The sequence below is a fragment of the Rahnella sp. CFA14(1/10) genome, from assembly GCF_004195095.1.
GTDB lineage: Bacteria > Pseudomonadota > Gammaproteobacteria > Enterobacterales > Enterobacteriaceae > Rahnella > Rahnella perminowiae.
Genome location: NZ_SEWS01000009.1, coordinates 170,147 through 183,047 on the forward strand (window position 1 = coordinate 170,147; position 12,901 = coordinate 183,047).

The 12,901-nt window shown below is 52.1% G+C and carries 11 protein-coding genes and 1 other annotated feature; of the genes, 5 read left to right on the forward strand and 6 right to left on the reverse strand.

The window, feature by feature from the left end:
* Positions 1 to 83: 83 nt before the first annotated feature.
* From cheA to EVX52_RS18675, 6 genes are all read right to left on the reverse strand, one after another.
* Positions 84 to 2,117 (reverse strand): chemotaxis protein CheA, encoded by a 2,034-nt coding sequence (gene cheA, locus EVX52_RS18650; protein ID WP_129952697.1) that lies wholly within the window; start codon positions 2,115 to 2,117, stop codon positions 84 to 86.
* A 30-nt stretch (positions 2,118 to 2,147) separates the two neighbouring features.
* Positions 2,148 to 3,251 carry a flagellar motor protein MotB gene (gene motB, locus EVX52_RS18655; RefSeq protein ID WP_129952696.1) on the reverse strand — a complete coding sequence of 368 codons (1,104 nt, stop codon included), beginning with the start codon at positions 3,249 to 3,251 and terminating at the stop codon, positions 2,148 to 2,150.
* Complete coding sequence (gene motA / locus EVX52_RS18660) at positions 3,248 to 4,138, reverse strand: flagellar motor stator protein MotA (RefSeq protein ID WP_047609299.1); 891 nt, start codon at positions 4,136 to 4,138, stop codon at positions 3,248 to 3,250. Before motA ends, motB begins: the two co-directional genes overlap by 4 nt.
* A gap of 175 nt (positions 4,139 to 4,313) precedes the next feature.
* Positions 4,314 to 4,922, reverse strand: a complete 609-nt coding sequence (flhC, locus tag EVX52_RS18665) for a flagellar transcriptional regulator FlhC (protein WP_101078668.1) — start codon at positions 4,920 to 4,922, stop codon at positions 4,314 to 4,316.
* A 2-nt stretch (positions 4,923 to 4,924) separates the two neighbouring features.
* Positions 4,925 to 5,269, reverse strand: coding sequence for a flagellar transcriptional regulator FlhD (gene flhD, locus EVX52_RS18670; RefSeq protein ID WP_129952695.1), 345 nt, complete (start codon positions 5,267 to 5,269; stop codon positions 4,925 to 4,927).
* Between the two features lie 1,263 nt (positions 5,270 to 6,532).
* Positions 6,533 to 7,357 (reverse strand): SDR family oxidoreductase, encoded by an 825-nt coding sequence (locus EVX52_RS18675; RefSeq protein WP_129991876.1) that lies wholly within the window; start codon positions 7,355 to 7,357, stop codon positions 6,533 to 6,535.
* A gap of 329 nt (positions 7,358 to 7,686) precedes the next feature.
* Positions 7,687 to 7,808, forward strand: a sequence feature (His leader region).
* Positions 7,809 to 7,881: 73 nt separating this feature from the next.
* Here EVX52_RS18675 and hisG point away from each other — a divergent pair.
* From hisG to hisH, 5 genes are read left to right on the forward strand one after another with little or no spacing between them, the layout of a single operon-like run.
* Positions 7,882 to 8,781 (forward strand): ATP phosphoribosyltransferase, encoded by a 900-nt coding sequence (hisG, locus tag EVX52_RS18680; protein ID WP_129952693.1) that lies wholly within the window; start codon positions 7,882 to 7,884, stop codon positions 8,779 to 8,781.
* A gap of 3 nt (positions 8,782 to 8,784) precedes the next feature.
* A complete protein-coding gene (gene hisD / locus EVX52_RS18685; protein ID WP_129952692.1) occupies positions 8,785 to 10,107 on the forward strand; it encodes a histidinol dehydrogenase in 1,323 nt (440 codons plus the stop codon).
* Positions 10,097 to 11,230 (forward strand): histidinol-phosphate transaminase, encoded by a 1,134-nt coding sequence (hisC, locus tag EVX52_RS18690; protein ID WP_129991877.1) that lies wholly within the window; start codon positions 10,097 to 10,099, stop codon positions 11,228 to 11,230. The genes hisD and hisC overlap by 11 nt, the downstream gene beginning before the upstream one ends.
* Positions 11,231 to 11,244: 14 nt before the next feature.
* Positions 11,245 to 12,309 (forward strand): bifunctional histidinol-phosphatase/imidazoleglycerol-phosphate dehydratase HisB, encoded by a 1,065-nt coding sequence (gene hisB / locus EVX52_RS18695; protein WP_370278358.1) that lies wholly within the window; start codon positions 11,245 to 11,247, stop codon positions 12,307 to 12,309.
* Positions 12,309 to 12,899: an imidazole glycerol phosphate synthase subunit HisH gene (hisH, locus tag EVX52_RS18700; RefSeq protein WP_129952689.1), complete on the forward strand. Its 591-nt coding sequence runs from the start codon at positions 12,309 to 12,311 to the stop codon at positions 12,897 to 12,899. The genes hisB and hisH overlap by 1 nt, the downstream gene beginning before the upstream one ends.
* Positions 12,900 to 12,901 lie beyond the last annotated feature (2 nt).

Genomic DNA, 12,901 nt, shown 5'->3' on the forward strand with positions numbered 1-12,901 from the left:
GTTGTTCACCTTTGCTTTTATCTTTAAATCGGCCTGAGTTTTTCACAACCGGCGGCGTTGATAGTCGCCGGGAGCTTTGCTTGTTATGCGGCGGTGGCGCCTGTTGCTAACTTATCGCGGTTCAGCGACTGCAATGCCGACACGTCCACGATCAGCGCCACACTGCCGTCACCCAAAATGGTGGCGGCGGAAATACCCGGTACTTTGCGATAGTTGCTTTCCAGGTTTTTTACCACAACCTGATGCTGACCAATCAGTTGATCCACCAGCAATGCATAGCGACGTCCCGCACTCTGCAAAATCACCACAATGCCCTGTGTTGCCTCGGTTTTTGCCTCTTCAACATCAAAGACATTGTACAACTCAACCAGCGGCAGATATTCACCACGCACCTGCAGAACACGTTCACCACCAGCCAGCGGATGCAGATCTTCTGACAGCGGTTGCAACGATTCCATCACCGCGTTCAGTGGCAGAATGAAGACTTCTTTACCGACTTTTACTGACATGCCGTCAAGGATCGCCAGCGTCAGTGGCAACAGGATACGGATGGTGGTGCCTTTGCCCTGCTGAGAATGGATTTCAACGTGGCCCCCCATTTCCTGAATGTTTCGTTTCACCACGTCCATGCCCACGCCACGGCCCGAAACGTCAGTCACTTTTTCTGCGGTCGAGAAACCGGCGGCAAAAATCAGCATGCCGACTTCTTCATCGCTCATGTTGTCGCTGACGTTCATACCCTGCGATGCCGCTTTGGCCAGAATACGTTCACGGTTCAGACCGGCACCATCGTCGATCACTTCGATGCAGATATTACCGCCCTGGTGTTCAGCAGACAGAGTCAGGTTACCGGTGGGTTCTTTACCGTTGGCAAGACGCACTTCCGGTGTTTCCACACCGTGATCGAGACTGTTGCGCACCAGATGCGTCAACGGATCGATGATACGTTCGATCAGGCTCTTATCCAGTTCGGTCGAGCTGCCGAGCAGGGTCAGTTCAATTTGCTTATTCAGTTTGCTGGCGAGGTCACGTACCAGACGCGGGAATCGGCTGAACACGAATTCCATCGGCATCATACGAATCGACATCACCGATTCCTGCAAATCACGGGCGTTACGTTCGAGCTGACCCATGCTGTTGAGCAGGTCGCTGTGCACCACCGGATCCAATAAATCTGAACGCTGCGCCAGCATGGACTGGGTGATCACCAGTTCGCCCACCAGGTTGATCAGCTGGTCCACTTTTTCAACAGCAACACGGATGCTGGTGGATTCCGGAGCTTTAGGTGCACGGGCTTTAGCCGGTTCACTGTTCGGCACAGCCACCAGTACCGGAGCCTGACGGGCGACAACCGCCGGTGCGGCGGCAACTTCCGCTACAGCAGGCGCAGAAGCGGCTACCGCGACAGCAGGTGCAGAAGCCGGCGCGTGTGTGAAACTGATTTGTTCCGGTTCCAGCACAAAACACAGCACCGCAACAATGTCGTCTTCGGTCACTGTAGTGATCAGGGTGGCTTCCACACTGTCATCAGTCTGAACCGGATCTTTGATCTCCCCGAGATTGCCGAGTTCTTCCAGCATCACAGGAATTTCCTGAGTTTTCAGGCCGGAAAGGCGCACGCGTAAATCGCCCTTGCCCGCCGCGGCTACCGGCGCTGGCGCGGCAGTTTCTGCTGCTGCCAGTGCTTCAACCACGTGAAGATCTGGCGCAGGTTCACGCGCCTGTTGCGCTTCGAGGGCCAGTTGTCTCAGGGCTGCACAGATATATTCAAAGCTTTCTGCGTCAGGATCCCGGGAAGATTTATAGGCGTCGAGTTGCTCCTGCATAATGTCTTTTGTTTCCAGAAACAGGTTGATGATGTCAGTGCTCAGGCTCATTTCAGCGCGACGAGCACCGTCGAGCAGGTTTTCCAGTAAGTGAGTCGTTTCCTGTAAAACCGTAAATCCAAACGTCGCTGCACCGCCTTTGATTGAGTGCGCTGCGCGGAAAATCGCATTCAGTTGCTCAATGTCAGGCGCTTGCGGATCAAGCAACAACAGATGTTGTTCCATGTCCGCCAGCAACTCGTCTGCTTCATCAAAAAATGTCTGATAAAAATCAGTAATATCCATGCTCACGTGATCACCTCTGCTGTGAATCGCGGCTTGTTAATGTGTCGCAGGTGCCGTGCCCGCCGCGGCAGCCGGAGCTGCCGTCGCAGGTTGAGCGCCTGCCGATGGTGTCACTGGCGTCTGCGTCTCAATCCCGGGTATTGATGGTGCTTTCTCTGGTGTTGCCGGTGCCGGGCTTGCCTGTGGCGCTAACGCCGGGGCTGCCGGTGCCGGACTCATTTGTGGTGCTAATGCCGGCACTGTTCGTGTGCCTTGTACTTGTCTTTGCAGCTCGCCAGCGTCACTGATCGTGATCGCCTCGCCCTCACTGTTTTCCCGTTCAATCGCCTCTTCAGCATGTTTGTTCAGGACCAAAATGCTGATACGACGGTTGATAGCATCACCTGCCGGATGATTTTTCAGCTGCATGGAAGACCCCATGCCCATCACCCGCAGGACTTTTCCTTCACTGAGGCCGCCTGTTACCATCTCGCGACGTGAAGCATTGGCGCGATCAGTCGACAGTTCCCAGTTGCTGTAGCCGCGTTCGCCCGTGGCATACGGCATATCATCGGTATGGCCCGCCAGGCTAATTTTATTCGGAAAATCATCCAGCACTGGCGCAATCGCCCTGAGGATATCGCGCATGTACGGCTCAACAATCGCGCTGCCAAGCTGGAACATCGGGCGGTTTTTGCTATCAATAATCTGAATACGCAAGCCCTGCTCGGTCAGATTAATCATCAGGTGTGGACGTAAATCTTTTAGCCGCGGATCCGACGCCAGCATATCTTCCAGCTTTTGCTGCAACCGCTGTAAATCATCCGATTCACGCTTACTTTCACCCTGCGACTGATCCATTTTATGCACTTCACCGTCCTGTACGGTCGGGTCTTCGCCGCCGCCCGGGATCGGGCTGGTTGCGTCGCTGCTGCGTGGCCCGCCGGTGATCGCCACCGCAAGAGGTGTACGGAAGTATTCGGCAATTTGCACCAGTTCTTTAGGGCTGGAGATGGAAATCAGCCACATCACCAGGAAGAAAGCCATCATCGCTGTCATAAAGTCAGCGTAAGCAATCTTCCACGAACCGCCGTGATGCCCTCCGCCGTGCTTATTCTTTTTCTTACGTACAACAACGATTGGATGGCTTTGATGCTTCATACTTTTTCTTCTTCAGTTTGTTTCTGACCCGGCGACTTGACCTGGCGAACGTGCTCCTCCAGTTCAATAAAGGAAGGTCGCTCTGAGGTGTACAACGTTTTACGGCCAAATTCGACGGCAATTTGCGGCGCATAACCGTTAATGCTCGACAGTAATGTCACCTTAATGCACTGCATCATTTTGGCGTTTTCAGCACTCTTCTGGCGTAACACGCTGGCCAGCGGAGAAATAAAACCGTACGCCAGCAGAATACCGAGGAAGGTCCCGACCATGGCATGAGCAATCAGCGCCCCGAGTTCCGCAGCCGGACGGTCTGCCGCCGCCAGAGTATGTACGATCCCCATGACCGCAGCGACGATACCGAATGCCGGAAGTGAGTCACCGACCAGCGCCAGGCTGTTCGCCGGCACTTCACTCTCGTGCTCGTAAGTTTCGATTTCCTCGTCCATCAGCGCTTCGATTTCAAAAGCGTTCATGTTGCCACTGACCATAAGTCGCAGATAGTCAGTCAGATATTCGACTAAATGTTTATCGGCAAGGATGCGCGGATAATTAGCAAAAATGTCACTTTCGGCCGGATTGTCGATGTCATTTTCCAGCGACAGCATCCCCTGTTGACGTGATTTGGCTAATACCCGGTAAAGCAGCGCCATCAAATCCATATACAACGCTTTGTTGTATTTCGATGCGCGGAACAGCTGAGGCAGCGCACGCATTGTGGATTTGATCGCTTTACCGTTATTACCGACGAAGAAGGCACCGATACCGGCACCGCCAATGATGAGCAATTCTGCGGGTTGGTATAACGCGCCCAGTTCACCGCCGACGAGCATGAAACCGCCGAACACTGAGCCCAACACCACGATGTAACCTATTATCACTAGCACGATGAATCCTTAATTCGATGTGGTTTTAGGGCGAGGTAAAGCGCGCGCCATGTGTCTGGCCCATTTTTGCCACAGAACTTGCAAAAAAGAGGTCAAAGAATGACTGAGATGTCAGGGGGGAATTGATGAGCGGTGGTAGCCACCGCTCAGAACGACTTACTGCTACCCAACTCTCTCAAACTGCGCGCTTGACCTGTTCGTCCAGCTCTTGAGATGTTATATCGGCAACCTGCGGGGAAAGTTTACGTTTTTTTACTGCTCGGGACGGGGGCTGGCAAAGACTGCAAACAAACCCGTGGCGGGGCTGGTGTGCATGGGTAATAAATGAGCCTTCACAGCAGTTACACGCTGAAAGCTGCAACATACCGCTGTCGACAAAACGTACTAATGTCCAGGCACGTGTCAGCGCGAGGATCGGCGCTTCACCAGGCTGCTCAGGACACTGTTCCAGATATAAACGGTAAGCCTTGATCACGGCTTCCACGCCATTACAGTGGCCGCTCTTTAGCAGGAAAGAGTAAGCGTTGTAAAACATGGAAGAATGGATATTTTGTTCCCAGGTCATGAACCAGTCAGTAGAGAACGGCAGCATGCCTTTCGGGGGAGGACTTCCTCGTAATTCTTTGTACAGTTTTATCAGCCGGCCGCGACTTAATTGCGTTTCGCTTTCCAGCATCTGCAATCTGGCACCCAGCGTAATCAGTTCCATCGCCAGCTGAATGTCCCGCGCTTCCTGAACAATGCTTTTTTCTGCCGGTTTGGTTGACGCATCTTTACCAGACATAGCTACGCCCTTTTCTTCATCGCGCCGCTGTCTTTCGCAGCCAGACCTTTCAGCAGGTGGCTGGACAACAAGATACCGGTATGAATTTGTTGTAAGTCATCCACACGCGAATCCTGGGTCAAGCGTTCAATTGTCTTACTGTCATCAAAGCGGAACTGACATAAAAGCTGGTTCGTTTCAGCTAACTTCACCATCTGAGGCAGCGTCAGCTGTCTCAGGGTGTCTGCCATTACGTCGTCGATCCCCAGGCGAAACATCGCTGAGGCCTTTTCGTCGTTAATCAAACGCTGTGCCAACAGTAAATATGACAGGTTGATATCATATATGTGCTTAAGCAATTCGGACATTCTGTTCTACCCCGTAACCGATGCCGTTTTTTTAAGACGGCGGATTGATAGACATATTCCATGCAGCAAGAGTTTTACCCGGCGTGACAGGAGTATTTTTTACTATCAAAACAATTGGATCATTGGCTGATTAATAAATCTCACGATGACAATTAGATTTACCCCGCGGTATTTACTTCACCGCCAATACAATGTTGTTCCTGATGTAAACTAAATTAATTGTGACAATTGGGCTGCTAAGTAATCGAAAAACACTTTAGTTTTGGTGTACTGGCAGAGTCCGTTGCTGTGATGGCGCCTCATTCTGTGAAACGCTTTTACATACATTATTAGGAATAATCTTACTACGACGCAACTCTAACCCCGTTTCCTTTATACATACAATCTTACCGTGGACGAATTTTGAATAAAGTGTGATGTAGATCACACTTTTAAAATTTATTTTGTTCCTGAAAGTGCAATTTATCGTAAAAATTTGCGCAGTTTTAAGCCAAAAGTAAAAAAGCGTCTAAAAAGCTGTCTTCAAACTGTCTTTTTTAGCCTTTTTTAGATCAATTTGTACAAAGGCCATACAAAGCCAAATCATCAGCACAGACAGGGGGAATTAACAGTTCATGCAGATATTTATGCTGCGAATTTCAAATAGCATGATCATTGTGCTTAAGGTGCCCAACCCAGGCAGTGCAAGGCTTTACGGGGAGTTGTCCTAAAGGATTGTGAAGGAAATACGCGTTAACTGTTCTTAAATCGTGAGCAACCATGCAGCTTTAAAAATAAAAAGACAAGGATTGTAAGAATTTATGATCGGGCATGCGGAAACATCCGGCAACGGGAGCGGATTGATAAGAAGAAGTGATGAAACGGCCATGCTTTGCCGTACTTACCTATCGGCAAATGTTCAGGAAAACTTTAATGATTGTGCTTAAAAAAGTGATTTATACCGCGCAATGGCAAACAAAAAGTTCATGAATAGGAATTTTATTACTAAATCAGCATCTGCCGCCAGTTTTACTGCCCGGGGGATGATTTAAACGCATTTTTAACAGGGAGGTCAGCGGAGATAAGACAACCGGCTTCAAAAATCATCTGCGATTAAACCGGCTAATTAAGCAGAGAGATTAAAATAGGCGAGCCCATGATGAATAATAGTCTCTTTCACAATGAGAAAGCTGTTTTCTGAACGTAAATGCAGCGGATACTTTAAAAACCTGCCGAAATTTCCGACAGGTCATAACGTTGTATTATTTAAATCGCGTCTGATGATTAAAAAGGCATGATTCGCGGATCAGGATGCTGATATTCAAATCCCAGTTCTTTGCAGATCCGTTCGCCATCGACGATTTTGCCCTTCTCTGCTGAAGCAGGTTCAGCAAATGTTGGCGGCTCCAGCCCCATCTGTCTGGCAAGCGCCGGATAAAACTCAGCTTTGGCCGGATGCACAGCCGCGCACAGGTTAAATGTATGGCCCCCTTTGGGCAGGCTGAGTAGCAATGTAATTGCCGAAATGACATCATCCTGATGTACCAGGTTAACACCCTGCTGGCCGCCTTTGACCTGCGTCTTTCCGGCCATGAAACGACTGGGATGACGATCGCCACCCACCAGACCGGCCAGACGCAGCACATCAACCGATGTGTTAGGCAAACCATGGAGCCAGTTTTCAAGTTCTTTAAGCACCTTTCCGCTGGCCGTGACCGGCTCAAGCGCAGATCCCTCGCGCACCACACCGTCTCCTTCACCGTATACAGACGTCGAGCTGGTGAAAATAATGCGTTTCACGTTATGCGCCAGCGCGCTGTCAGTTAACAGCTGTACCGCCTGGAAGTACAGTTCGCTGCCCTCCATTGTCCGGCGTGCAGGCAAGGTGATGATCAGCGCATCGACATTCAGCAACTGATCGAGATCTTCCGCTGCACATTCCATCTGCGGCGTAAACACCAGCGGGAAACATTCGATCCCCACCGCTCTTGCGGCATCTACTCCATCCGGCGTGGTTTTACTGCCCACGACTTCATAGCCTTTAGAAGCCAGTGCCATCGCCAGTGGCATTCCCAGCCAGCCCAGTCCGATAATCGAAACCTTCTTCATACTTTGCTCCATTGTTTCATTGGCATCGGGCCTCACAACACCCTTTGCTGATACCGCTTCCTTTATATTAGCAAACATCGCCTTTTCTCCGTTCAGCCAGCGTAAGGTTTTCTCTGTGTCTGTTAACGAATTATTCATTTATCCGATGAAACACCCGACGTGGATAAGAAAAACTCATCATCGGAAAAAAAGGTTGCGCTGTTGCCGCCCGATCGTTTAGTTTTATTGGCAGCGAATGCAGTCTGTGTTGCGAATGTTTCAAATCTGAATCACGCCGCACAGCAATGAACATACTGAGAGACTGACATGATAAACGTTCTGATTAACCACCATCATCACCATCACCCTGACTAGTCTTTCAGGCGATTGGTGCTGGGAGACTGTTTAGATCTTCCAGTGGCGCAGAACGCAGAGATAGCCCCCGGAAGATTTCTTCCGGGGGCTTTTTTTTGGCCTGACGGATTGAAGTTAACGCCTTTAAACAAATGATTTTTACGATAAATAATTAAGAAACTGAGGTCATCATGCTGGATAAAACACGTTTACGGATAGCAATGCAAAAGTCAGGTCGCCTGAGCGATGAATCACGCGAACTGCTGGCCCGCTGCGGGATCAAAATCAACCTGCAGGAACAGCGTCTGATCGCCTTCGCAGAAAACATGCCGATCGACATTTTGCGTGTACGTGATGACGATATCCCGGGGCTGGTGATGGATGGCGTGGTGGATCTGGGCATTATTGGTGAAAACGTACTGGAAGAAGAGTTGCTGAGCCGCCGCGCTCAGGGCGAAGACCCGCGCTATTTCACCTTGCGTCGTCTGGATTTTGGCGGTTGCCGTCTTTCCCTGGCCACCCCGCTGGACACGGATTACACCGGTCCGCAAAGCCTGCAAAACGCCCGTATCGCCACTTCTTATCCGCACCTGCTTAAACAATACCTCGACAAGAAAGGCGTTGATTTCAAATCCTGTCTGCTGAACGGCTCTGTAGAAGTTGCGCCACGCGCTGGTTTGTCAGATGCGATTTGTGACCTGGTATCCACAGGTGCGACGCTCGAAGCTAACGGCCTGCGTGAAGTGGAAGTGATTTACCGCTCCAAAGCCTGTCTTATCCAGCGCGACGGCGACATGCCACAAGAAAAACAGCTGCTGATCGACAAAATGATGACCCGTATTCAGGGCGTTATTCAGGCCCGCGAATCCAAATACATTATGTTGCACGCGCCAAGTGAGCGTCTGGACGAAATCGTTGCATTGTTACCGGGTGCTGAACGTCCGACTATTCTGCCACTGGCAGGCGACCAGCAACGCGTGGCCATGCACATGGTCAGCAGCGAAACGCTGTTCTGGGAAACGATGGAAAAACTGAAAGCGCTGGGCGCCAGTTCCATTCTGGTTCTGCCAATCGAAAAAATGATGGAGTAAGCCATGAAGCCTGACGCGTTTACTACCCCGATTGACTGGCAGCAATGCGACGAGCTACAGCGTCGCGAGCTGCTGACACGCCCGGCAATGTCGGCGTCTGACCGTATTACCGAATCTGTCAGCGAAATCCTGCGCCGCGTGCGCAGTGAAGGTGACAGTGCGCTGCGCGAGTTTTGCGCCCGCTTTGATAAAACTGAAGTCCAGGAATTGCGTGTCACCGCACAGCAAATCGAGGCAGCCGCAACGCGTTTAGACGATGATGTAAAACAGGCGATGGCGCATGCCGTGCGTAACATTGACACGTTCCATCAGGCGCAAAAGCTGGCCGTTGTGGATATCGAAACACAGCCGGGGGTGCGCTGTCAGCAACTGACGCGCCCTATTCAGTCTGTCGGGCTGTATATCCCCGGCGGGTCTGCGCCGCTGGTATCGACCGTATTAATGTTAGCGACACCGGCGCGGATTGCCGGATGCCAGAAAGTGGTTCTGTGTTCTCCGCCGCCGATTGCCGATGAAATTTTATATGCCGCGCAGCTTTGCGGCGTGGAAGAGGTGTATCAGCTGGGCGGTGCGCAGGCCATTGCCGCGCTGGCGTTCGGTACCGAAACCGTGCCACGTGTGGCGAAAATCTTCGGGCCGGGCAATGCCTACGTCACCGAAGCCAAGCGTCAGGTTAGTCAGAGCCTGGACGGCGCGGCAATCGATATGCCAGCCGGGCCTTCAGAAGTGCTGGTGATTGCCGACAGTGGCGCAACACCTGATTTTGTCGCCTCTGATTTACTTTCCCAGGCAGAACACGGCCCGGACTCACAGGTAATTTTGCTGACGCCGGATTTGAAAATGGCGCAGGCGGTCGGCGAAGCCGTTGAACGTCAGTTGCAGACATTATCCCGCAGCGAGATTGCCCGTCAGGCACTGGCAAGCAGCCGGCTGATTGTGGCGAAAGACATCGCGCAGTGTATTGAAATCAGCAATGCATACGGTCCGGAGCACTTGATTTTGCAAACCCGTGAGCCGGAGCAACTGGTCGACAGTATCACCAGCGCCGGTTCAGTATTCCTCGGTGACTGGTCACCGGAATCAGCGGGCGATTATGCCTCCGGCACCAACCACGTCTTGCCGACTTACGGTTACACGGCCACCTGTTCCAGCCTCGGTCTGGCAGATTTCCAGAAACGCATGACCGTTCAGCAGTTAACGCCTGAAGGTTTGCTGGGACTGGCGAATACCATTGAAACCCTGGCGCAGGCTGAACAGCTTACCGCACATAAAAATGCCGTGACTTTGCGTGTGAAGGCTTTGAAGGAGCAACGCGATGAGCAATGAAAATAACCTCAGCGTTCAGGCGCTGGCACGAAAAAATGTCCGGGAACTGACACCGTATCAGTCTGCCCGCCGTCTGGGCGGCAACGGGGATGTCTGGCTTAACGCTAACGAATACGCCATCGCGCCACAGTTCGAACTGACGCAGCAAACCCTTAACCGTTATCCGGAATGTCAGCCTGCGGTGGTCATCAATCGCTACGCCGCTTACGCCGGTGTGGATCCGGAACAGGTGCTGGTCAGCCGCGGCGCAGATGAAGGCATCGAACTGTTGATCCGTGCATTCTGTGAACCGGGTAAAGACGCTATTCTTTATTGCCCGCCGACTTACGGGATGTACAGCGTCAGTGCCGAGACAATAGGCGTGGAAGGCCGGACCGTGGCCGCAAAAGCCGACTGGTCTTTGGATCTTCCGACGATTGAAGCCGCACTGGAGGGCGTGAAACTGGTTTACGTGTGCAGCCCGAATAACCCGACCGGCAATATCATCGACCCGGATGAGATCCGGGCCGTGCTGGACATGACCCGCGGGCGCGCCATTGTGGCGGTCGATGAGGCGTATATCGAATTCTGCCCGCAGGCGACAGTTTCCGGCTGGTTACAGGAATATCCGCATCTGGCCATTTTGCGCACGCTGTCCAAAGCGTTTGCCCTTGCCGGTCTGCGCTGCGGCTTTACACTCGCCAACAGCGACCTGATTGGCTTATTAATGAAAGTGATCGCGCCATATCCTTTATCTACGCCGGTGGCCGATATTGCCGCACAGGCCCTGAGCCCGGAAGGACTGGCGTTAATGCGCCAGCGTGTCACTGAAATAACAGAAAACCGTACATGGTTGCTGGAAGAACTGAAAAAATGTGTCTGTGTAGAAGAGGTTTTTGCCAGTGACACTAACTACGTGCTTGCACGCTTCTCCGCTTCAAGCGCCGTATTTAAAAACCTCTGGGATCAGGGCATTATCCTGCGTGACCAGAACAAGCAACCGGGACTTTCCGGCTGCCTGCGTATTACTATCGGTACACGGACAGAGCTGCAACGCGTGATTACTGCCCTGCAACTGTTACCGGCGGCCACCGCCACGACCTTCAATAAAAATCAAAATAGCCCCCGCAAGGAGCACATGTGAGCCAGAGTCCGTTATTGCAAAAAACACTGTTTATCGACCGCGACGGTACCCTGATTTCCGAACCACCTGAAGATTTTCAGGTCGACCGTCTGGACAAACTGGCCCTCGAACCGGGTGTCATTCCGGCGTTATTAGCGCTGCAAAATGCCGGCTTTAAGCTGGTGATGATCACCAATCAGGACGGTCTGGGCACGGCCAGTTTCCCACAGGAAACGTTCGCCCCGCCACACAACCTGATGATGCAGATACTGACTTCTCAGGGCATCGTTTTCGATGACGTGTTGATTTGTCCGCATCTGCCCGCCGATCACTGTGATTGCCGTAAACCGAAAACTAAACTGGTGGCGGGTTATCTGGAAAGCGGTGTACTGGACACGGCAAACAGCTATGTGATTGGTGATCGTGACACGGATATCCAGCTGGCCGCCAATATGGGCATCACCGGGCTGCGTTATCAGCGTGATACGCTGAACTGGGCCAGTATTACCGAACAGCTGACCAAACGTGACCGTCATGCAAAAGTAAACCGCGTGACCCGCGAAACGGCAATTGAAGTGGATGTCTGGCTCGATCGCGAAGGCGAAAGCAAAATCCGCACAGGTGTCGGCTTCTTTGACCATATGCTGGATCAGATTGCCACCCACGGCGGTTTTCGCATGAACATCGAAGTGAAAGGTGATTTGTATATCGACGATCACCACACGGTGGAAGACACCGCGCTGGCGCTGGGCGAAGCCCTGAACAAAGCGCTGGGCGATAAACGCGGTATCGGCCGTTTTGGGTTTGTGCTGCCGATGGATGAATGTCTGGCCCGCTGTGCACTGGATATCTCCGGGCGTCCGCACCTTGAATACAAAGCTGAATTTAACTATCAGCGCGTCGGTGACCTGAGCACGGAAATGGTCGAACACTTCTTCCGTTCACTGTCTTATGCGATGGCCTGTACCCTGCACCTGCGAACCAAAGGTAAGAACGATCACCACCGTGTTGAGAGCCTGTTTAAAGCCTTTGGCCGCACACTGCGCCAGGCAATTCGTGTCGATGGCAACACCCTGCCGAGTTCGAAAGGAGTGCTGTGATGAATGTCGTTATCCTTGATACCGGCTGCGCCAATCTCTCCTCCGTGAAATATGCGGTTCAGCGCCTGGGCTATGAGCCTGTGGTGAGTCGCTCCCCGGAGATTGTGTTGCAGGCTGACAAATTATTTTTACCGGGCGTTGGCACGGCACAGGCCGCCATGGAACAGCTCGAACAACGTGAGCTGATCGGGCTTATCAAAGCCTGCACTCAACCGGTACTGGGTATTTGCCTGGGCATGCAACTGCTGGCCTCTTCCAGTGAAGAGAATGGCGGTATTGATACGCTGGGTATTATCGACACCCCCGTGCAACGCATGCCTGATTTCGGTTTGCCGCTGCCGCATATGGGCTGGAATCAGGTCACAGCCAATGCCGACAGCCATTTATTCCGCGGCATTGATGAAAATGCCTACTTCTATTTCGTCCACGGATTTGCGATGCCGGTATGCGAAAATACGGTTGCCCAGACACTTTACGGTGCGCCCTTCAGTGCTGCTGTACAAAAAGATAATTTCTTTGGCGTGCAGTTTCATCCCGAGCGTTCCGGTGCCGCAGGCGCACGGTTGCTGAAAAACTTTCTGGAGATGTAAAC

Bases quoted from the DNA above. Each gene is read 5' to 3' on its own strand.
- motB (WP_129952696.1), bottom strand. From the start codon at position 3,251: ATGAAGCATCAAAGCCATCCAATCGTTGTTGTACGTAAGAAAAAGAAT.
- flhC (WP_101078668.1), bottom strand. From the start codon at position 4,922: ATGTCTGGTAAAGATGCGTCAACCAAACCGGCAGAAAAAAGCATTGTT.
- flhD (WP_129952695.1), bottom strand. From the start codon at position 5,269: ATGTCCGAATTGCTTAAGCACATATATGATATCAACCTGTCATATTTA.
- EVX52_RS18675 (WP_129991876.1), bottom strand. From the start codon at position 7,357: ATGAAGAAGGTTTCGATTATCGGACTGGGCTGGCTGGGAATGCCACTG.
- hisG (WP_129952693.1), top strand. From the start codon at position 7,882: ATGCTGGATAAAACACGTTTACGGATAGCAATGCAAAAGTCAGGTCGC.
- hisD (WP_129952692.1), top strand. From the start codon at position 8,785: ATGAAGCCTGACGCGTTTACTACCCCGATTGACTGGCAGCAATGCGAC.
- hisC (WP_129991877.1), top strand. From the start codon at position 10,097: ATGAGCAATGAAAATAACCTCAGCGTTCAGGCGCTGGCACGAAAAAAT.
- hisH (WP_129952689.1), top strand. From the start codon at position 12,309: ATGAATGTCGTTATCCTTGATACCGGCTGCGCCAATCTCTCCTCCGTG.